Source organism: Pseudogulbenkiania subflava DSM 22618 (assembly GCF_900177275.1).
GTDB lineage: Bacteria > Pseudomonadota > Gammaproteobacteria > Burkholderiales > Chromobacteriaceae > Pseudogulbenkiania > Pseudogulbenkiania subflava.
The window spans coordinates 24,001-41,912 of the sequence record NZ_FXAG01000019.1 but is presented as its reverse complement, the minus strand read 5'-3'; the positions used below and the strand labels follow the sequence as shown (position 1 = coordinate 41,912).

The 17,912-nt window shown below is 63.3% G+C and carries 17 protein-coding genes and 1 tRNA gene; 7 read left to right on the top strand and 11 right to left on the bottom strand.

Features of this window, described 5'->3' with window-relative positions:
* Positions 1 to 187: 187 nt before the first annotated feature.
* From B9N72_RS15610 to B9N72_RS15585, 6 genes are all read right to left on the bottom strand, one after another.
* Complete coding sequence (locus B9N72_RS15610; RefSeq protein ID WP_085277229.1) at positions 188 to 763, bottom strand: LysE family translocator; 576 nt, start codon at positions 761 to 763, stop codon at positions 188 to 190.
* A gap of 151 nt (positions 764 to 914) precedes the next feature.
* The gene (gene serS / locus B9N72_RS15605; protein ID WP_085277228.1) at positions 915 to 2,201 is read right to left on the bottom strand and encodes a serine--tRNA ligase; all 1,287 of its coding nucleotides are present in this window, start codon (positions 2,199 to 2,201) and stop codon (positions 915 to 917) included.
* A 9-nt stretch (positions 2,202 to 2,210) separates the two neighbouring features.
* The gene (locus tag B9N72_RS15600; protein WP_085277227.1) at positions 2,211 to 2,732 is read right to left on the bottom strand and encodes a hypothetical protein; all 522 of its coding nucleotides are present in this window, start codon (positions 2,730 to 2,732) and stop codon (positions 2,211 to 2,213) included.
* Complete coding sequence (locus B9N72_RS15595) at positions 2,701 to 4,020, bottom strand: replication-associated recombination protein A (RefSeq protein WP_085277226.1); 1,320 nt, start codon at positions 4,018 to 4,020, stop codon at positions 2,701 to 2,703. The genes B9N72_RS15600 and B9N72_RS15595 overlap by 32 nt, the downstream gene beginning before the upstream one ends.
* A gap of 4 nt (positions 4,021 to 4,024) precedes the next feature.
* Positions 4,025 to 4,630 carry an outer membrane lipoprotein periplasmic chaperone LolA gene (lolA, locus tag B9N72_RS15590; protein WP_085277225.1) on the bottom strand — a complete coding sequence of 202 codons (606 nt, stop codon included), beginning with the start codon at positions 4,628 to 4,630 and terminating at the stop codon, positions 4,025 to 4,027.
* Positions 4,631 to 4,805: 175 nt separating this feature from the next.
* Positions 4,806 to 6,398 (bottom strand): NAD+ synthase, encoded by a 1,593-nt coding sequence (locus B9N72_RS15585; protein ID WP_085277224.1) that lies wholly within the window; start codon positions 6,396 to 6,398, stop codon positions 4,806 to 4,808.
* Positions 6,399 to 6,476: 78 nt separating this feature from the next.
* Between B9N72_RS15585 and B9N72_RS15580 the strand changes: the two genes are divergently transcribed.
* Both B9N72_RS15580 and B9N72_RS15575 read left to right on the top strand, forming a co-directional pair.
* Positions 6,477 to 7,604: a GNAT family N-acetyltransferase gene (locus B9N72_RS15580; RefSeq protein ID WP_085277223.1), complete on the top strand. Its 1,128-nt coding sequence runs from the start codon at positions 6,477 to 6,479 to the stop codon at positions 7,602 to 7,604.
* A gap of 67 nt (positions 7,605 to 7,671) precedes the next feature.
* Positions 7,672 to 7,762 (top strand) — tRNA-Ser (locus B9N72_RS15575).
* Between the two features lie 331 nt (positions 7,763 to 8,093).
* Here the strand turns inward: B9N72_RS15575 and B9N72_RS21110 are convergent.
* A complete protein-coding gene (locus B9N72_RS21110; protein WP_085277222.1) occupies positions 8,094 to 8,291 on the bottom strand; it encodes a hypothetical protein in 198 nt (65 codons plus the stop codon).
* Positions 8,292 to 8,456: 165 nt separating this feature from the next.
* Between B9N72_RS21110 and B9N72_RS15565 the strand changes: the two genes are divergently transcribed.
* The 5 genes from B9N72_RS15565 to B9N72_RS15545 all read left to right on the top strand — a co-directional run bounded on the left by B9N72_RS15565 (position 8,457) and on the right by B9N72_RS15545 (position 14,115).
* Complete coding sequence (locus B9N72_RS15565; protein WP_085277221.1) at positions 8,457 to 9,380, top strand: LysR family transcriptional regulator; 924 nt, start codon at positions 8,457 to 8,459, stop codon at positions 9,378 to 9,380.
* 110 nt (positions 9,381 to 9,490) lie between these two features.
* Positions 9,491 to 10,684, top strand: coding sequence for a CaiB/BaiF CoA transferase family protein (locus B9N72_RS15560; protein WP_085277220.1), 1,194 nt, complete (start codon positions 9,491 to 9,493; stop codon positions 10,682 to 10,684).
* The gene (locus tag B9N72_RS15555; protein WP_085277219.1) at positions 10,681 to 11,625 is read left to right on the top strand and encodes a hydroxymethylglutaryl-CoA lyase; all 945 of its coding nucleotides are present in this window, start codon (positions 10,681 to 10,683) and stop codon (positions 11,623 to 11,625) included. The genes B9N72_RS15560 and B9N72_RS15555 overlap by 4 nt, the downstream gene beginning before the upstream one ends.
* Before the next feature lie 98 nt (positions 11,626 to 11,723).
* Positions 11,724 to 13,049: an MFS transporter gene (locus B9N72_RS15550; protein ID WP_085277218.1), complete on the top strand. Its 1,326-nt coding sequence runs from the start codon at positions 11,724 to 11,726 to the stop codon at positions 13,047 to 13,049.
* A 343-nt stretch (positions 13,050 to 13,392) separates the two neighbouring features.
* A complete protein-coding gene (locus B9N72_RS15545; protein WP_234986005.1) occupies positions 13,393 to 14,115 on the top strand; it encodes a FadR/GntR family transcriptional regulator in 723 nt (240 codons plus the stop codon).
* An 85-nt stretch (positions 14,116 to 14,200) separates the two neighbouring features.
* Here B9N72_RS15545 and B9N72_RS15540 read toward each other — a convergent pair whose 3' ends face one another.
* The 4 genes from B9N72_RS15540 to B9N72_RS15525 form a co-directional block, all read right to left on the bottom strand.
* Entirely contained in the window at positions 14,201 to 14,455 is a 255-nt protein-coding gene (locus tag B9N72_RS15540) for a triose-phosphate isomerase (RefSeq protein WP_200811019.1), read from the bottom strand.
* 179 nt (positions 14,456 to 14,634) lie between these two features.
* Positions 14,635 to 15,618, bottom strand: a complete 984-nt coding sequence (gene denD, locus B9N72_RS15535; protein ID WP_085277215.1) for a D-erythronate dehydrogenase — start codon at positions 15,616 to 15,618, stop codon at positions 14,635 to 14,637.
* Entirely contained in the window at positions 15,615 to 16,403 is a 789-nt protein-coding gene (gene otnI / locus B9N72_RS15530; RefSeq protein WP_085277214.1) for a 2-oxo-tetronate isomerase, read from the bottom strand. Before otnI ends, denD begins: the two co-directional genes overlap by 4 nt.
* A 146-nt stretch (positions 16,404 to 16,549) precedes the next feature.
* Positions 16,550 to 17,860, bottom strand: coding sequence for an MFS transporter (locus tag B9N72_RS15525; protein WP_085277213.1), 1,311 nt, complete (start codon positions 17,858 to 17,860; stop codon positions 16,550 to 16,552).
* Positions 17,861 to 17,912: the final 52 nt, after the last annotated feature.

The window sequence follows — 17,912 nt, the reverse complement described above, 5'->3', positions numbered from 1 at the left end:
GATCTGTCGCGAGCTGGCCTCAGCGGGGTGAAGTACAGCGCAGGAACCCTCATGTACTGGAGTACATGAGGGTTCCTGATCGCTGAGCGAGTCCCTGCGTGCCAATCTTCGATTGGCTCAGCGACAGATTCGCACGCAGTGCACATGAGCCCCGACAGGGCGACGCAGCAAGATCGTGAACAGGTTCTTACAGCAGATACAGGGTGCTGCCAGCCAGCAGCAAGGCCAGCATGCGATTGAACAGGCGCATGCGGGCGGGGTGGCGCAGCAGGTGTTGCAGCCGGGCTCCGGCATAGGCCCAGCAGGCGATCGACAGATAGCAGATGACGAAATAGATGGCAGCAAACTGCCAGATCAGTGAGCTGTCGCCGTCACTGGCGTAGGCCCCCATCCCCGCCAGGGCCGCCAGCCAGGCTTTGGGGTTGAGCCACTGCATGATGGCGCCGTGATGGAAGGAGGGGCGTTGCTGGCTATGGCTCAGTTCTCCGTTGTCGCTGGCCAGCTTCCATGCCAGGTACAGCAGGAAGCCGATCCCGCCCCATTGCAGGAGGCGGCTTGCGGCGGGCCAGCCGGCCAGCAATTCGTTCAGTCCCAGTCCGGTTAGCAACAGGAGGAGGGTAAAACCGATGGTCGCGCCGCTGACATGGCTCAGGCTGGCGGCAAAGCCGTGATTGGCGCCGCTGCTGAGGGCCACGATATTGACCGGTCCGGGCGAGATGGAGGCGGCCAGTGCGAAGGCGGACATGGAGAGTAGAACTTGCATGATGACCTCGTAGGTGGGGAACACCCGGTCGAGGATAGGGGAGCCCGCATCGGGCGGTATTGAAGAAAATTACCCTGCTTGCCGTCGCCTATGGCGCAGAAAAAAACCGGGATCGCATCCCGGTTTTGCGTTCTTCCTGCTGTGGCGGGGATCAGCTGCCGATCTTTTCCTTGCCGCCGAGATAGGGGCGCAGCACGGTCGGAATGGTCACGGAGCCATCGGCGTTCTGGTAGTTTTCCAGCACTGCCACCAGCGTGCGGCCGACGGCGAGGCCAGAGCCGTTCAGAGTGTGCACCAGCTGGTTCTTGCCGTTTTCGTCCTTGAAGCGGGCCTGCATGCGGCGCGCCTGGAAGGCTTCGCAGTTGGAGCAGCTGGAGATTTCGCGGTAGGTGTTCTGTGCCGGCAGCCAGACTTCCAGGTCGTAGGTCTTGGCGGCGCCAAAGCCCATGTCGCCGGTGCACAGCGTGATCACGCGGTAGGGCAGTTCCAGCGCCTTGAGGATGGCTTCGGCGTGGCCGACCATTTCTTCCAGCGCGTCGTACGATTTTTCCGGATGCACCACCTGCACCATTTCGACCTTGTCGAACTGGTGCTGACGGATCATGCCGCGCGTGTCGCGGCCGTAGGAGCCGGCTTCGGAGCGGAAGCAGGGCGAGTGCGCGGTCATCTTGATCGGCAGCTCGTCGAGCTTGAGGATGCTTTCGCGCACGGTGTTGGTCAGGGTGATTTCCGAGGTGGAGATCAGGTACTGGTCGACCGCGCCTTCCTCGCCGCCACGCGTCACCTTGAACATGTCCTCGGCGAACTTGGGCAGCTGGCCGGTGCCGAACAGCACGCTGTCGTTGACGATGTACGGGGTGTACATCTCGGTGTAGCCGTGCTGGTTGGTGTGGGTGTTGAGCATGAACTGCGCCAGGGCGCGGTGCAGCTGGGCGATCTCGCCGCGCAGCACGGTGAAGCGGGCGCCGGAGAGCTTGGCGCCGGTTTCGAAGTCGAGCCCAAGCGGGCTGCCGACGTCGACGTGGTCCTTGACCTCGAAGTCGAACGAGCGCGGCACGCCGACGCGGCGCACTTCGACGTTGGCGTTTTCGTCCTTGCCCTGCGGCACCGATTCGTGCGGCAGGTTGGGGATGGTCATCAGCCAGTGCTCCAGCTTCTGCTGTACGGCTTCGAAGGCGGCTTCAGCGGCTTTCAGCTCGTCTCCCAGGGTAGCCACTTCGGCCATGATGGCGGAGACGTCTTCCCCTTTGCGCTTGGCTTCGCCGATCTGCTTGGAGGTGGCGTTGCGGCGTGCCTGCAGTTCCTGCATGCGGGTCTGCAGTGCCTTGCGCTCGTTCTCGAGTTGGCCGAAGGCGTCGGTGTCCAGCTGGTAGCCGCGGGCGGCCAGGCGCTCGGCAACGGTTTCCGGCTGACTGCGAAGGAGTTGAATGTCTAGCATGGTGTTGGTCTATTTGATGTTGATGATCTGAAGCTGGCGGTCGGTGATGAGCCAGATCTTTTCAAAAGGACTGTCCTGAAAGTCCTTGTTGTGTAAATAGTTTTGCCAGTCGCGGTGCATGACGCGCGCGTTGGCGTTACGGATCAAGAGCCAGCAGGGTTTGATGGTGTAGGCCGCGAACTTGTCGTTCTTGTCCTCGATGGCCCGGTCCAGTTGCAGGAAGATGTCTTTCATCAGTGCCGGCTGCTGCGTGGCGAGCAACTTGTCGGTCTTGTCCTTGTGCCAGCCGTTGATTATGGCAGCATCGTGGGTGCTGCCATAGATGTGTGTCACTTCCAGGCCGATTTTTTGCGAGGGCTCGCCGTTCTGGCGGCGCAGGATGGAGAAGTCGGGCGATTCGCGATGCGGGCCCAGCAGGTAATGGCCGGGCCGGGACAGGCGGTTGAGCACGGCGATGAGCCGCTTGGCCGCGAACTGTTCCAGCCTGACCTTGTGCCAGTCATGATCGTGGTGGTGCTTTCGTCTCTTCATCCAGTTGCCTGAGAAACCGCAGTTTTTCTTGAATTTTGCCTTCCAGCCCGCGCTCCACCGGTTCGTACCAGCGATGGTCTTCGATGCCCTCCGGCAAATAGGTTTCGCCGGCGGCGTAGGCGTGCGGTTCGTCGTGGGCGTAGCGGTAGGCGTGGCCGTATCCCAGCTCCTTCATCAGCTTGGTCGGCGCGTTGCGCAGGTGCACCGGCACCGGGCGCGAGACGTCCTGGCGGATGAAGGCGCGCGCCTCATTATACGCCTTGTAGCCGGCGTTGCTCTTGGGGGCCACGGCAAGGTAGATCGCAGCCTGGGCCAGCGCCAATTCGCCTTCCGGGCTGCCGAGGCGCTCGTAGGTGTCGGCGGCGTCGAGCGCGATGCGCGCGGCGCGCGGGTCGGCCAGCCCGATGTCCTCCCAGGCCATGCGCACCAGGCGGCGTGCCAGGTAGCGCGGGTCGGCGCCGCCGTCGAGCATGCGCGTCAGCCAGTACAGCGCGCCGTCCGGATTGGAGCCGCGCACCGATTTGTGCAGCGCCGAGATCTGGTCGTAGAAGGCGTCGCCGCCCTTGTCGAAGCGGCGTGCGTTGACGGTGAGCACTTCAGACAGGAAGTCGGTGTCGATGCGTTCGACGTGGCGGGCGCCGGCGGCGGTGCGGGTCTGCTCCAGCAGGTTGAGGAAACGGCGGGCGTCGCCGTCGGCGTAGCCGCTCAGCGTCGCCAGGGCGCTGTCGTCGAAGGTCAGGCCGGGCAGGACGCCGCTGGCGACGGCGCGCGCGAACAGCGCCTTGAAGTCGTCGTCGGTCAGCGCGTTGAGCACGTACACCTGGGCGCGCGACAACAGCGCCGAGTTGACCTCGAACGATGGGTTCTCGGTGGTGGCGCCGATGAAGGTCAGGAGGCCGGATTCGACGTAGGGCAGGAAGGCGTCCTGCTGGCTCTTGTTGAAGCGGTGCACTTCGTCGACGAACAGGATGGTGTGGCGACCGTCGCGCTGCAGCACCGCCTGCGCCCGGTCGACTGCCTCGCGGATGTCTTTGACGCCGGAGAACACCGCCGACAGCGGGATGAATTCGGCGTCGAAGCTGTGGGCGAGGATGCGTGCCAACGTGGTCTTGCCGACGCCGGGCGGACCCCACAGGATCATCGAGTGCGGGGTTTTCGATTCCACCGCCAGGCGCAGCGGCTTGCCCGGGCCGATCAGGTGCGGCTGGCCGATGACCTCGTCGAGCGAGGTGGGGCGCAGCGCTTCGGCCAACGGTTTTTTCGGTTCGCGGGCAAACAGGTCGGTCACGGTATCAGTCCGAAATCACGTCCACGCCCTTGGGCGGGGTGAAGGTGAAGCGCGACGGCGCCAGCACCGGGTTCTTTTTCATGTCGGCGAAGCGGATCAGCGTGGTGTTGCCGAAGCTGTCGTGCAGTTCCATGGTGACCAGCGTGTTGGCGCGAAAGCCCATGCGGATCGACTGGAAGGTGTTCTCGCTCTTCTTCGGCGCGGCGCTGAGCCATTCGATGCCGTCCTGTGTGCCGGCTTCCTTCAGGCGATAGTCGCGCTCGATGGCGTTGCTGCCGGCCAGGAGCGCGGCCGGGCTGGAGCCCAGCGCGGCGTCCAGCGACTTGCTGGTGACCTGGGCCAGCTCCTTGTCGTAGATCCACAGCCGCTTGCTGTCGCCGACGATGAGCTGTTCGTAGGGTTTGGCGTATTCCCAGCGGAACTTGCCGGGACGGGAGATTTCCAGCTGGCCGCTGGCCTCTTCGCGCTTGCCCTTGGCGCTGACCACCTGCGAGAAGCTGGCGGACAGGGTCTTGCTGCCGGCGACGAAGGCCTTGAGCTGGGCGAGGGCGGCGGCATGGGCGGGCAGGGCGAACGTGGCGGCGAGGATGATCGGTAAGAGCTTCTTCATGGAGTCCTTTCCAGCAATCCAGCTACTTGGAGCTTGTGAAAGAAATCGTCCCACAGGGATTCCCTGCGGTCATCGCCGCGTCCACAGGCTGGTTCGAGAAGCACAGCCGTACAAGTGGTACGGCGAGCATCGCAGGGCCGGGATGGGGAGGCGTAACAGATTTATTCACAAGCTATCAGCTGAAGCGGTTGGTGATCGGGTAGCGCCAGTCCTTGCCGAAACCGCGGTGGGTGACGCGCGGACCGACCGGGGCCTGGCGGCGCTTGTACTCGTTGATCTTGAGAAGGCGAACCACGCGCCGCACATCGGCCTCGGCAAAGCCCTCGGCGATGATTTCGGCAGCGGACAGATTCTCTTCCACGTAGCGCGCCATGATGGCGTCGAGCACATCGTAGGGCGGCAGACTGTCTTGGTCTTTTTGGTCCGGGCGCAGTTCCGCGGAAGGCGGCCGGGTAATAATTCTTAACGGAATGATCTCTTTCTGGGCGTTACGCCAGTGGCAGAGCTGGAAGACCAGGGTCTTGGCGACGTCCTTGAGCACGGCGAAGCCGCCGGCCATGTCGCCGTACAACGTGCAGTAGCCGGTGGTCATCTCGGACTTGTTGCCGGTGGTCAGTACCAGCTTGCCGGTCTTGTTGGACAGCGCCATCAGCAACGTGCCGCGGATGCGCGCCTGCAGGTTCTCTTCGGTGGTGTCTTCGGCCAACCCTTCGAACGACGGCGCCAGTGCCGAGACGAAGCTTTCATACATCGGCCAGATGGCGATTTCTTCGTACTTCACGCCGAGCCGTTCGATCATGTCGCGCGAGTCAGTCACGGAAATGTCGGCGGTGTAGCGGCTCGGCATCATTACCGCGTGTACCTTGTCGGCGCCCAGCGCGTCGTAGGCGATGGCCAGCGTCAGCGCCGAGTCGATGCCGCCGGAGAGACCGAGCAGCACGCCGGGGAAGCCGTTCTTGCCGATGTAGTCGCGCACGCCGACCACCAGCGTCTTGTACACGCTCTCCAGCGGACAGGGCAGGGCGGCTTTGCTGGCTGGTTGCAGGTCGCCATCGGCCATCTCGACGATCAAGAGTTCGTCGTCGTAGGCGGCGGCCTGTGCCACGACTTCGCCGGCCTTGTTGAGCGCGAACGAGGCGCCGTCGAATACCAGTTCGTCCTGGCCACCGGTGAGGTTGACGTAGGCGAACGGCAGGCCGGTTTCCTCGACGCGGTAGCGCACCGTCTCGTGGCGGGTCTCGATCTTGTTGCGGTGGAACGGAGAGGCGTTCAGTACCAGCACCATGTCGGCGCCGGCATCGGCGGTTTCGGCGGCGGGGTCGAGCGACCAGACGTCCTCGCAGATCAGCACGCCGACGTTGACCCCGTCCTGCTGGAATACCAGCGGCGCACCGCCGGGAGTAAAGTAGCGGCACTCGTCGAACACTTCATCGTTGGGCAGCAGCATCTTGTGGTACTGGCCCAGGCGATTGCCGTCACGCATTACCGTGGCGGCGTTGAAGCGTTCGTGGCCGAGCTTGACCGGATGGCCGACCACCAGCGTGATACCGTCCAGTTCGAGCAACTCGTCCAGCGCCTTGTTGCATTCGCGGTAGAAGTGGTCGCGCAGCAGCAGGTCTTCCGGGCTGTAGCCGGTCAGCGCCAGCTCCGGCGTGACCAGCACATCGGCGCCCTGGGCCATGGCCTGGTGGGCGAGGTCGAGAATCTTGCGGGTATTGCCGGCAATGTCGCCGACAACGGGATTGAACTGGGCGAGCGCGATACGCATCTTGGTGGCTAGGTCGGTTAATCAACAATAAGGCCGATTCTACCTGAAGAGCGGCATGATTTCCTGAAAGGAGCGGGAGTGACGATAGCGTCGCTGAATGGTTTGAGCGGGCTACCGGCCAGCCAATGGGATGCGCTGTGCGCCGACGACCAGCCCTTTCTCGCCCATGGCTGGCTTGCCGCCCTGGAGCAGAGCGGGGCGGTGAGTCGGGAGACCGGCTGGCAGCCCCACCATCTGGTGTACCGTGACGGCGAGCAGCTGATGGCCGCCGCACCCGCCTATCTTAAAACCCATTCTTATGGCGAATACGTATTCGACTGGGCCTGGGCCGAAGCCTATCAGCGCGCCGGGCTGGCCTACTATCCCAAGCTGCTGCTGGCGATACCGTTCACCCCGGTCGGCGGGCAGCGCTTTCTCGGCGTGCCGGAGGCCCGTGCCTCCCTGGTTGCCGAGCTGCCGCACCAGGTGCGCGAGCTCGGGCTCTCGTCCGCGCACGTGTTGTACCCGGCGCCCGACGACATGGCTTTGTTGGCCGAGGCCGGCTGGCTGGAGCGTCATGGCGTGCAGTTTCACTGGCGCAATCGTGGCTATCGCGACTTCGACGATTTTCTCGACGCGCTGAGCCGCGACAAGCGCAAGAAGATCCGGCAGGAGAGGCGGCGTGTTGCCGAGCAGGGCGTCGAGATCGCGGTCAAGGAAGGGGGCGAGATTTCGGATGACGATTGGGCGTTTTTTCACGCTTGCTACTGTCAGACCTACCGCGAACACCGTTCCACGCCCTACCTCAACCTGGCGTTTTTCCGCGTGATCGGCGAGCGGTTGGCCGAACATCTGGTGCTGTTCCTGGCGTGTCTGGATGGGGAGCCAGTGGCCGCCAGCCTGTGCCTGAAGGACGGGCGCCAGCTGTACGGCCGCTATTGGGGTGCGTTGGAGGAGGTTTCCTGCCTGCATTTCGAGCTGTGCTACTACCAAGGCATCGCTTATTGCATCCGTCACGGGCTCGCCATGTTTGAAGGTGGGGCGCAGGGTGAACACAAGCTCGCCCGTGGTTTCGAGCCCGTGCGGACGTGTTCGGCGCACTGGCTGGCCGATTCTCCTTTTCGATCAGCTATTTGGCGCTGGCTCGAGCAGGAAAAGCGGGCCATCTCGGCATATCTTGGCGAACTGGAGCTGCATATTGCGTATAAAAAAGCTTGCCAGTCGTAAAAAGGGCTTATATACTGCGCAGCCTCTGACGACGAAACGCAAACGACGACGGCATCAGATCAGTTCTGGAGAGGTGGATGAGTGGTTTAAGTCGCACGCCTGGAAAGCGTGTTTAGGGTAATACCCTAACGGGGGTTCGAATCCCCCCCTCTCCGCCAGAATACATTGAAAAAGCCCTGACACATTCAGGGCTTTTTTTATTGTTCAAAGCGCTCGGGTGAGCCATTTGTTATGCCATTTGATGTTGCTCGAGTTTTGGTACAGTTCAACGCCACTCCTTAAGTTCTGGTTCTGCAAACATCTCCGCTAGCCAAAGCCGGCCCTCTTCATTGTGGTAATCCGTTCTCGCTATCTCGGATTCGCTCCTTCTCCATCATCGGCATCATCCATCCATGCGCACGATGGCTATTGGTGTGTGAAGAGCGGGTAGAGCGTGTCTTGCAAAATGCTCAGGCCAGTTGCTTCAGATTGGCGGCTTGGCAGCCTATCTTAGACGCGGTAATGCGAAACGGTAGCCAGGATGCGCTTGGATTGCCGCTGCAAATCCAGGACAACCGACGCGGAGCTGCTGGCGGCAGCTGAGTTTCCTTCGGCCATCTGGGCTATTTGCTTCACTTTTTGGGCGATGGTTTGACTTGCAGAGCTTTGCTCGACGATGCTGTCCGAAATATTTTGCACCAGCGACATGGCTTGCCGGGTATTGTCACGAATGCGATTGATGGCATCGCTTGCGCCGCGTGCACTTGCTGTCGACTCGCTCCACCACCTCTCTTGCCGGTTTTTAAAATTATGTATTCCCCCTTGTTACAGAACGAATAGCATAGCTTTCTTGCCTACCCTTGCTAGCCTGCCATGACATTGAAACATCTCTTGAGGCGTTTGGACCTGACCACGCTGCAACTCTTCATGGCCGTCTACGAGGAGGGCACGCTCACGCGTGCAGCTCGGCGCGAAGCTTTAGCCATTTCTGCCGCCAGCAAGCGTTTGCTGGATTTGGAGGAAGCCGTTGGGGCGACATTGTTCGTACGCCAAGCCAAGGGGATGAGTTTGACGCCGGCCGGCGAGACCATGCTGCACCACGTGCGCCGCGTGCTGAACGATATCGAGAAAATCGGCATCGAGTTGGCTGAGCATGCGAAGGGGGTGCGCGGCTTTGTGCGCATGGCGGCCAATATGTCGGCCATCGTCGAATTCCTGCCGGAAGATCTGCGTGCCTTTCAGGCCTTGCACCCGCAAATCAAGCTGGAGCTGGAAGAAAGACCCAGCGGTGGTGTGGTGAAGATGGTGGCGGATGGATTGGCCGATATCGGCATCTGCTCCGGCGATAGCGACACGCGCGAGCTGGAAACGGCGCATTACCGCTACGACAAGCTGGTGATGGTGATGTGCCCGGACAACCCCTTGGCCGGACGCGAGCGGGTAGCGTTCACCGACACGCTGGACTTCGATCATGTCGGGCTGCATTCGGCCAGCTCCATTAATATGCGCACTCATTTGGCCGCACGCCAGGCCGGCAAGTCATTGCGCCTGCGTATCCATGTGCCGGGGTTTGACGCAGTGTGCCGGATGGTGCAAGCCGGCATGGGCGTGGGGGTGGTGCCACTCAAGGTGTATACCGCTTTGGGCAAGCCGCTCGGGCTGGTGGCCGTGCCACTGGAGGATGACTGGAGCGATCGCGAGTTGACGGTCGTGGTGCGTGACAGCAAGACCTTACCCCCCGTCAGTCAGCTGTTGCTGGAGCATCTGCGTACCGTGGAACGGAACGATCCCGCTTGATGCCAGCTTTCGCGGTTTGCGAACGATCCTTGGCGGAATACGGTTGGACCTGCGTGGATTGGAAAGGCTAATTTTCTCCTACACACCGCACCACGTAGGAGAAACGAACAATGAGTGGACCGTTAAACGGTATTCGTGTCATCGAGATCGGCACGTTGATCGCCGCGCCGTTTGCCGCCCGGCTGCTGGCGGAATTCGGCGCCGAAGTGATCAAGATCGAGGCGCCCGACGACGGCGATCCGATTCGCAAATGGCGCAAGCTGCATCAGGGTACCTCGCTCTGGTGGTATCTGCAGTCACGCAACAAGAAATCCGTCTGCGTCAATCTGAAGTCCCCTGACGGCATCGCCGTCATCAAGCGGCTGGTCGCCGAGGCCGATGTCCTGATCGAGAACCTGCGTCCCGGCGCGCTGGAAAAGCTTGGCCTGGGTTGGGACGTACTGCATGAACTCAATCCCAAGCTGACCATGGTGCGCATCTCCGGCTACGGTCAGACTGGCCCCTACCGTGACCGTCCCGGCTTTGGCGCCATCGGCGAGGCGATGGGCGGCATTCGTTATACCACCGGAGAGATGAACGGGGTGCCGGCACGCACCGGCATCAGTCTGGGGGACTCGCTTGCCTCGCTGCATGCGGTGATCGGCACGCTGATGTCGCTACTGCGCGTCAAGACCGGGCAGGGTGAAGGGCAGGTGGTGGACGTTTCGCTGGTCGAGAGCGTGTTTAACCTGATGGAAAGCCTGGTGCCCGAGTACGACCTGCTGGGCCATGTGCGTGAGCGCAGCGGCGGCGCGCTGCCTGGTATCGCCCCCTCCAATACCTATCCCACCGAAGATGGTGGCTTTGTGGTGATCGCCGGCAACAGCAACCCGATCTTCAAGCGCCTGATGCAGGTGATCGGCCGGCCCGATCTGGCCGAGCATCCGGATTTTCAGCACAACGACGGCCGTGCCGCTCAGTGCGAGCTATTGGATGCCGCCATTGCCGCGTGGTCGTCCCGCCACAGCATGGAGGAGGTATTGGTTGCGCTGGAAGCGGCCGAGGTACCGGCCGGGCGCATCTACTCGGTAGCTGACATTGTGGCAGACCCGCACTACCAGGCGCGCGGCATGATCGTTCCCGCCGAGCTGCCTGACGGCACGGCAGTGAAGATGCCCGGCATCGTGCCCAAGCTGTCGGATACGCCGGGGGAGGTACGCTGGCAGGGGCCAACGCTGGGCGAACACACTCAGGCCGTACTGGCCGGGCTCGGCCTGAGCGAGGCGGAGATCGCGCGACTGCGTGCGGAAGGAGCGGTGCAATGATCATCGACTATTCCGAGCAATTGATTGTGCAGGAAGTGGCGCCGCGCGACGGCCTGCAGATCGAGCCGACCTGGGTGGAGACGGCAGACAAGATCGCGCTGATTGATCAGTTGTCGCATGCCGGCTTCAGCCGTATCGAGGCGGGTTCATTCGTGTCGCCCAAGGCCATTCCGGCGCTGCGCGATGGTGAGCAGGTGTTTGCCGGCATCCGGCGCAGAACAGGCGTGATCTATGTCGCGCTGGTGCCCAACCGCAAGGGGGCTGAGCGCGCGCTGGCGGCCAAGGCGGATGAACTCAACCTGGTGATGTCGGCCAGCCAGACACACAACCGCGCCAATATGCGCATGAGTTGCGAGGCCTCGCTGGCGGCGTTCGGGGATATCGTGGCGCTGGCACGTGATGTGGGTGGCGTCACGCTGAACGGTACGGTGGCGACTGCCTTCGGCTGTCCGTTCGAGGGCCGTATCGAGGAGGATCGCGTCATGCGGCTGATCGACCAGTATCTGGACTTGGGCCTGGATGGCATCACGCTGGCGGATACCACCGGCATGGCCAATCCGAGGCAGGTGGATCGCATGATCATGCGTGCGCTACATCGGCTGACGCCTGCCAGCCTGACTCTGCACTTCCACAACACGCGCGGTCTTGGCCTCGCCAACGTGCTGGCTGCCTATGAGGCAGGAGCGCGCCGCTTCGATGCGGCGCTGGGCGGGCTGGGCGGCTGCCCGTTCGCACCCGGTGCCTCCGGCAATATTTGCACCGAGGACCTGGTCAACCTGTGCGACGAGATGGGCATTCCCACCGGCATCGATCTGCCTCTGCTCATCGAACTGTCGCGCACCTTGCCTGCACTGCTCGGCCACGATGTGCCTGGGCAGGTGATGAAGGCCGGGCGTAACTGCGATGTCCACCCGGTACCTGAATACGTGCGAGGTCTGTAGGGCTCCGCACCTTGGTCTGGCTTCACCGAGCTGGGCCGAAATCACGCATCATCCACAACACAGAACCGGGCCACACGATGGCCTGGCGAGGAGAAACCATGTCTCAACTCAATGCTCTGAGCGCGGCCAGCGTGCCGAGCGAACAACAGGCTTCGGCCATCATCCACAAAGTGACTTGGCGCATCATGCCACTGATCATGGTGTGTTACCTGTTCGCCTTTTTCGACCGCATCAACATCAGCTTTGCCAAGTTCCAGCTGCAGAGCGATCTCGGATTGAGTAACACCGCCTACGGCCTGGGAGCCAGCCTGTTCGTTGTCGGCTATGTGCTGTTTGAAGTACCGAGCAACATGATGCTGTACAAGGTGGGAGCGCGGCGCTGGATTGCGCGCATCATGATCTCGTGGGGGATCGCCACCGCCTTGATGGTATTCGTGCGCACCGATTGGCAGTTCTATACGCTGCGCTTCATCATTGGCGCCATGGAGGCCGGCTTTGCCCCTGGCGTGCTGTATTACCTGACGCTGTGGTTCCCGGCCGGGCACCGTGGTCGCGTGACTTCGCTGCTATTCCTTGCCTCGGCCTTCTCCGGCCTGGTGGGGGCGCCGGCGGCCGGGCTGGTGCTCGGGCACATGAACGGTGTGTTGGGTATTGCCGGCTGGCACTGGCTGTTCCTGCTTGGCGGGCTGCCCTGTGTGTTGCTCGGCCTGGCGGTGCTCGTGGCGCTGAAGGACCGCATCGCCGATGCCGGCTGGTTGAACGAGGACGAGAAAACCTATCTGGCCGATCAGATCGCCGAGCAGCACAAGCGTATCGGCGGTGGTGGCCATTCCTTGCTCGGCGCCATCAAGACCCCTGGATTCCTGCTGCTCGGGCTGATTTACTTCCTGATCCAGATCGCCTCATACGGGCTCAACTTCTGGGCGCCGCAATTGATCAAGAGCGCTGGTCTGCAAGACCCGACCACCATCGGCCTGCTCACTGCCGTGCCTTATTTGTGTGGCGCCGTGGCCATGGTCGTGGTGGGCCGCTTGTCGGATGCCAGCGGCGAGCGCCGCAAGTTCGTTGCGATCCTGTTGGCTCTGGCGGCCGCCGGCTTCTTTGCCGCCGGCGTGTTCGACAAGCAGGCCGGACTGCTGATGCTTGCTCTCGGCGTACTGGGGGCCGGCGTAATCGCCTCGATTCCGGCGTTCTGGGCCCTCCCGCCCAAGCTGGTAGTGGGGGCCGGAGCCGCCGCCGGCATCGCGCTGATCAACACACTCGGCCAACTCGGCGGGATCGTCAGCCCGGTGATGGTCGGCTACATCAAGGACATGACCGGCAGCACTACCCCGGCGCTCTATGTGATCGGCGTGCTGTGCACGGTGTGCGCCTTGATCTTGCTGTTCGCTCTGCCGGAAGCACTGCGTCGCAAAGATTTTTAAGTCATCTCTAGCGATCACCCCGTCAGGCCACCAGGGCCTGACGGCTTTCGTGCGGAACAGGCGCTATTGCTCCATGACGCTCTCTTCCGACTCTTCCTGATTGTTTTAACAAGCGTGCTTGGCCTGGCCTCAATGGCGACGCTTGCTCTGCCGTATCTTCCTGCCCGCGATGTTGGATGGGCGCATGCCACCCATGGCCGAGGCAAGCCCGGGCACGCCTCGGAGAACAGCCAAATTAGCGCCACGCACCACCGCGGACAGTGCTATCTTCTTATCATCTCTTCATACAACTGAAAGGCATGTTGTGGCCCTTGAGTTTCAACCCGTCCACGCCGGCGCGCGTTTGTCCGAGCAAGTGGCTGAGGCACTGGCCGAGCGCATCCATTCGGGCGCTTTGCAGCCGGGCGACAAGCTGCCGTCCGAAGCCCAGCTGGTCGATCAATTCAAGGTGAGTCGCACCGTGATTCGCGAAGCGGTGTCCCAGTTGAAGTCGCTGGGCCTGGTCATTTCGCGCCAAGGCTATGGGGTGCTGGTACAGGAACCCGGGATTCGTCCGCTCTCGTTCGATGCGGCGTATACCGCTTCGCTGGAGGCCGTGGTGCAGATGGCCGAGGTGCGGCGCGTGCTGGAGGCCGAGGCGGCCGGCCTGGCGGCGGGGCGTCGCAGCGAGCAGGATCTGGCGGCGATCCGCGCGGCCGTGGCGGCGCTGGCCGAGGCGGCGCAAAGCGGCCGCGACGGGGTTGAAGAGGATGTGAACTTTCACCGCAGCATCGCTGCGGCCGCCGGCAACCCGTTCCTGATTTCGACGTTGGATTACCTGTCGCAGTACCTGCGCGGCGCCACCCAGGTGACGCGGGCCAACGAAGCGCGCCGCGAGGATTTCTTCAAGGAAGTGCAGGACGAGCACAACGCCATCGTCACCGCCATCGAACGCGGCGACCCGGCGCGCGCGCGCAAGGCCGCCGCCTCCCATATGGACAACGCGATCCGCCGCATCCGTGCGGCCGACCCGGCGTTCTGGGACCAGGAAGGCGAGAAGCTGGCGCAAACGCTGCGCCTGCCCTGAGGCCCAGATAGATGCGGCGGGCCGCCTCACCCTACCGCATCGTCCCTCCTTTCGTGTACCGCCAAGACAGCCGTAGCGAGCCTGCTCAAGGCACGGCGTGGTAAATCGACAGCAACGACCCCGCCTCGAGCGCGGCGCTCCCGATCAATCCCCCATCGATATCCAGCATGGCGAACAGCGCCGCGGCATTGTCCGGTTTGACGCTGCCGCCGTGCAGCAGCGGCACGGCTTCGGCCAACGTTGAGTCGGCTCGGGCCAGGGTTTGGCGCAGGAACGCGTGCACCGGCTGGCCGTAGTCCGAGCTGATCACGTAGCCCTGCGCGTCCTCGAACGGTGCCACCGGGATCACCGGGCCGAACTGCGCCTAGCGGTACAGCTTCATACCTTCCTTTGGGGCCGCCGGCGCGTTCTTCGATCTGGCGGATGGGAGAGGGCTTGCCTGTCAAACCGGCAGGCAAGCCTTTCCCCTGCCGGGCCAGGCCCGGCATGCGGAAAAGAAAGTGGATGATCGGGAGAGGGTCAGGCGGGCTGGACGGCAGCGGGGAAATCGCTGCGGTACTGCTCGACGATGCTGAGGAAGTCGGTGTCGGCCCGCAGACCCAGGCGTTCCCCGCGTGGCGATTCGAAGCGCGCCGGCCAGCTGCCGACGATGCGGGCGATCGCCGCGTCGGGTTCGAAGCGCACCCGAGCCCGCGCCGCGCTGCCGCCGACGCTTTCCAGCGCATCGAGCATGTCCTGCACGCGCACCGTCAGCGCCGGCAGGTTGAGCGCGGTGCGGCCGCCGAAGGCGTCGCGGCTGGCTTCGAATACTGCGATCAGTCCGGCGATGGTGTTGGCCGGGGAGGCCAGCGCTACCTCGGTGTCGGGCGACACCGGGCAGATCGTTTCCTGGCCGGCCAGGGGCTCGCGGATGATACCGGAGAGGAAGCTCGACGCCGCGCCGTTGGGGCGGCCCGGTCGTACCGAGACCGTCATCAGCCGCGCCACGCGGCCGTCGATGAAGCCCTTGCGCGTGTAGTCAGCCACCAGTTGTTCGCAGATGAACTTCTGCACACCGTAGGACGATTGCGGCGTGGGCAGCGTGTCGTCGCGCACCACCGCCGGCAGCGGTAGCGCCGGGTCGCTGCCGAACACCGCCACCGAGCTGGAAAACACCAGGCGCGGGGCGTTGCCGGCGGCGCGCAAGGCGTCGAGCAGGGAGCGCGTGCTGTCGAGGTTGGAGCGCAGGCCGAGCTCGAAATCCGCCTCGCATTCGGACGACACCGCCGAGGCGAGGTGGAACACGCCGTCGAAACGCTCCGTGTTAAGCGATGCGGCCAGATCGAGCACGGTACCGACGTGTACTTCCACGCGCGGGTCGGCGCGCAGGTCGTCGGGGGCGGGTACCAGGTCGGCCAGCACCAGCCGTTCGATGGTACGCCCTGTGAGTTCGCCACGGGCGAGCAGGGTGCGCGCCAGGCGTGCGCCGAGGAAACCGGCGCCGCCAGTGATCAAGAGCTTCATCGTTGTGCCTCCTTGTAGGGCTGGAACCAGCCCAGTCCGGCCGAGGTGCCGGCGCGCGGCCGGTATTCGCAGCCGATGTAACCGTCGTAACCCAGTTCGTCGAGCAGCGCGAACAGGTAGGGGTAGTTCAGCTCCCCGCTGTCCGGCTCGTGACGCTCCGGCACGCCGGCGATCTGCACGTGGCCGACGCCGGCCAGGTGGCGGCGCAGGCGCATGGCGATGTCGCCCTCCATGATCTGGCAGTGGTACCAGTCCATCTGCACTTTCAGGTTGGGCTCGTCCACCTCGGCCACGATGTCGTGCGCCTGCTGCTGATAGCTGAGGAAGTAGCCCGGCATGTCGCGCTGGTTGATCGGCTCGATCAAGAGCGTGATGCCGTGTTCCGCGCAGCGGCGTGCGGCCAGACGCAGGTTGGTGACGAAGGTGGTGCGCATGGCGGCGAGGTCGGCGCCTTGCGGCACCAGCCCGGCCATGGCGTGCAGGCGGCGGCAGCCGGTGGCGTGTGCATAGTCCAGCGCACGCTCCAGCGAGGCGGCAAACTCGGCCTCGCGTCCCGGCAGGGCGGCAATGCCGCGCTCGCCCGCGGCCCAGTCGCCCGGCGGCAGGTTGAACAGCGCCTGGGTCAGGCCGTGGGCGTCGAGGCGGGTGGCGATGTCGGCCGCCGGGTAGTCGTAGGGAAACAGGTACTCGATGGCGCGGAACCCGTCTCGAGCGGCCGCGGCGAAGCGGTCGAGAAAGTCGTGTTCCGTGTACATCATGGTCAGGTTGGCGGCAAATTGCGGCATGGTGATCTCTTTGCTTCAGCTAATAATGGTCAAGCAGTGGGTAACCCGGGTGTCAACATCGGCACAGAGACCAAAGACGCGGTGCCAGGAGCACAGAGTAGCGTGCAACGCTGGATTTGGTCTCTGTCGCCATGCTGCAAACAGGTTTAACGGTTAACCAGCTTGGCCGGGGTGCGCAATACGGCGATGGCGCCCACCACCAGGCTGCCGGCGAGCACGTACATGCCGGCGGAGGTGCTGCCCGTCATGTCCTTGAGCGTGCCGATCAGGTAGGGGCTGACGAAACCGGCGAGGTTGCCGACCGAGTTGATCACCGCGATACCGGCGGCGGCGGCCGTGCCACCGAGGAAGGCGGTCGGCAAGGACCAGAACAGCGGGGCGCAGGTCAGCACCCCGGCCGCGGCCAGCGACAGGAACACCAGGGACACGGCGGTGCTCTGGGTAAACGATGCCGCGACGATGAAGCCGACGCTGCCCATCAGGGCGGGGATCACCAGATGCCAGCGGCGCTCGCGGCGGGCATCCGCGCTGCGGCCGAAGCCGTTCATGGCAATGATGGCGGAGAGGAAGGGGATGGCGCTCAGCACGCCGATGTACAGGTTGCTGGTGACCCCGGTCGACTTGATGAAGGTGGGCATCCAGAAGGTCAGGCCGTATTGGCCCATCACGAAGCAGAAGTAGATCAGGCTCATGAACCACACTCGGGCGTCTTTGAACGCGCTCAGGGCATGGGCGCTGTGCTCCTTGTGCTTGGTGTCTTCGGCGATGGCCTGGGCCACTACGCTCTTCTCTTCCTCGCTCAGCCATTTGGCCTTGGCCACGGAATCGTCGAGGTAGCACAGCACCACCAGACCGACCAGCACCGCCGGCACCGCCTCGATCACGAACATCCACTGCCAGCCGGCCCAGCCGCCCACGCCGCCGAAGGCATCCATGATGAAACCGGAGAGCGGGTTGCCGAAAATGCCGGACACCGGAATCGCCGACATGAACATCGCCACGATCTTGGCGCGTCGGTGCGACGGGTACCAGTAGGTGAGGTAGAGGATGATGCCGGGGTAGAAGCCGGCTTCGGCCAACCCCAGCAGGAAGCGCATCACGTAAAACGCGGTGGGGGTTTTGACAAAGGCAAAACCGGCCGAGACCAGGCCCCAGGTGATCATGATGCGGGCGATCCAGACCTTGGCGCCGAAGCGGCTCAGGGCGAGGTTGCTCGGTACTTCGAACAGGAAATAGCCGAGGAAGAAGATGCCGGCGCCGAGGCCGAACATGGTTTCGCTGAAGCCGAGCTGTTGCGACATCTGCAGCTTGGCAAAACCGACGTTGACGCGGTCGAGATAGGAAACCACGTAACAGAGAATGATCAGTGGCACGATGCGCCACGATACCTTGCTGAACACGCTGTCTTCACGACTCATGATGGCCGTGCCGATTTGCTGCTGGGCAATACTGCTCATGGTAATGTCTCCTCTACTTTAGTTAATGTGCGTCACCGAGTTGTTTTTATTG

Coding starts and splice junctions, on each gene's coding strand:
- otnI (WP_085277214.1), bottom strand. CDS start 16,403: ATGCCGCAATTTGCCGCCAACCTGACCATGATGTACACGGAACACGAC.
- B9N72_RS15585 (WP_085277224.1), bottom strand. CDS start 6,398: ATGCGTATCGCGCTCGCCCAGTTCAATCCCGTTGTCGGCGACATTGCC.
- B9N72_RS15600 (WP_085277227.1), bottom strand. CDS start 2,732: ATGAAGAGACGAAAGCACCACCACGATCATGACTGGCACAAGGTCAGG.
- B9N72_RS15525 (WP_085277213.1), bottom strand. CDS start 17,860: ATGAGCAGTATTGCCCAGCAGCAAATCGGCACGGCCATCATGAGTCGT.
- B9N72_RS15555 (WP_085277219.1), top strand. CDS start 10,681: ATGATCATCGACTATTCCGAGCAATTGATTGTGCAGGAAGTGGCGCCG.
- B9N72_RS15560 (WP_085277220.1), top strand. CDS start 9,491: ATGAGTGGACCGTTAAACGGTATTCGTGTCATCGAGATCGGCACGTTG.
- denD (WP_085277215.1), bottom strand. CDS start 15,618: ATGAAGCTCTTGATCACTGGCGGCGCCGGTTTCCTCGGCGCACGCCTG.
- serS (WP_085277228.1), bottom strand. CDS start 2,201: ATGCTAGACATTCAACTCCTTCGCAGTCAGCCGGAAACCGTTGCCGAG.
- B9N72_RS15610 (WP_085277229.1), bottom strand. CDS start 763: ATGCAAGTTCTACTCTCCATGTCCGCCTTCGCACTGGCCGCCTCCATC.
- B9N72_RS21110 (WP_085277222.1), bottom strand. CDS start 8,291: ATGTCGCTGGTGCAAAATATTTCGGACAGCATCGTCGAGCAAAGCTCT.
- B9N72_RS15550 (WP_085277218.1), top strand. CDS start 11,724: ATGTCTCAACTCAATGCTCTGAGCGCGGCCAGCGTGCCGAGCGAACAA.
- B9N72_RS15565 (WP_085277221.1), top strand. CDS start 8,457: ATGACATTGAAACATCTCTTGAGGCGTTTGGACCTGACCACGCTGCAA.
- lolA (WP_085277225.1), bottom strand. CDS start 4,630: ATGAAGAAGCTCTTACCGATCATCCTCGCCGCCACGTTCGCCCTGCCC.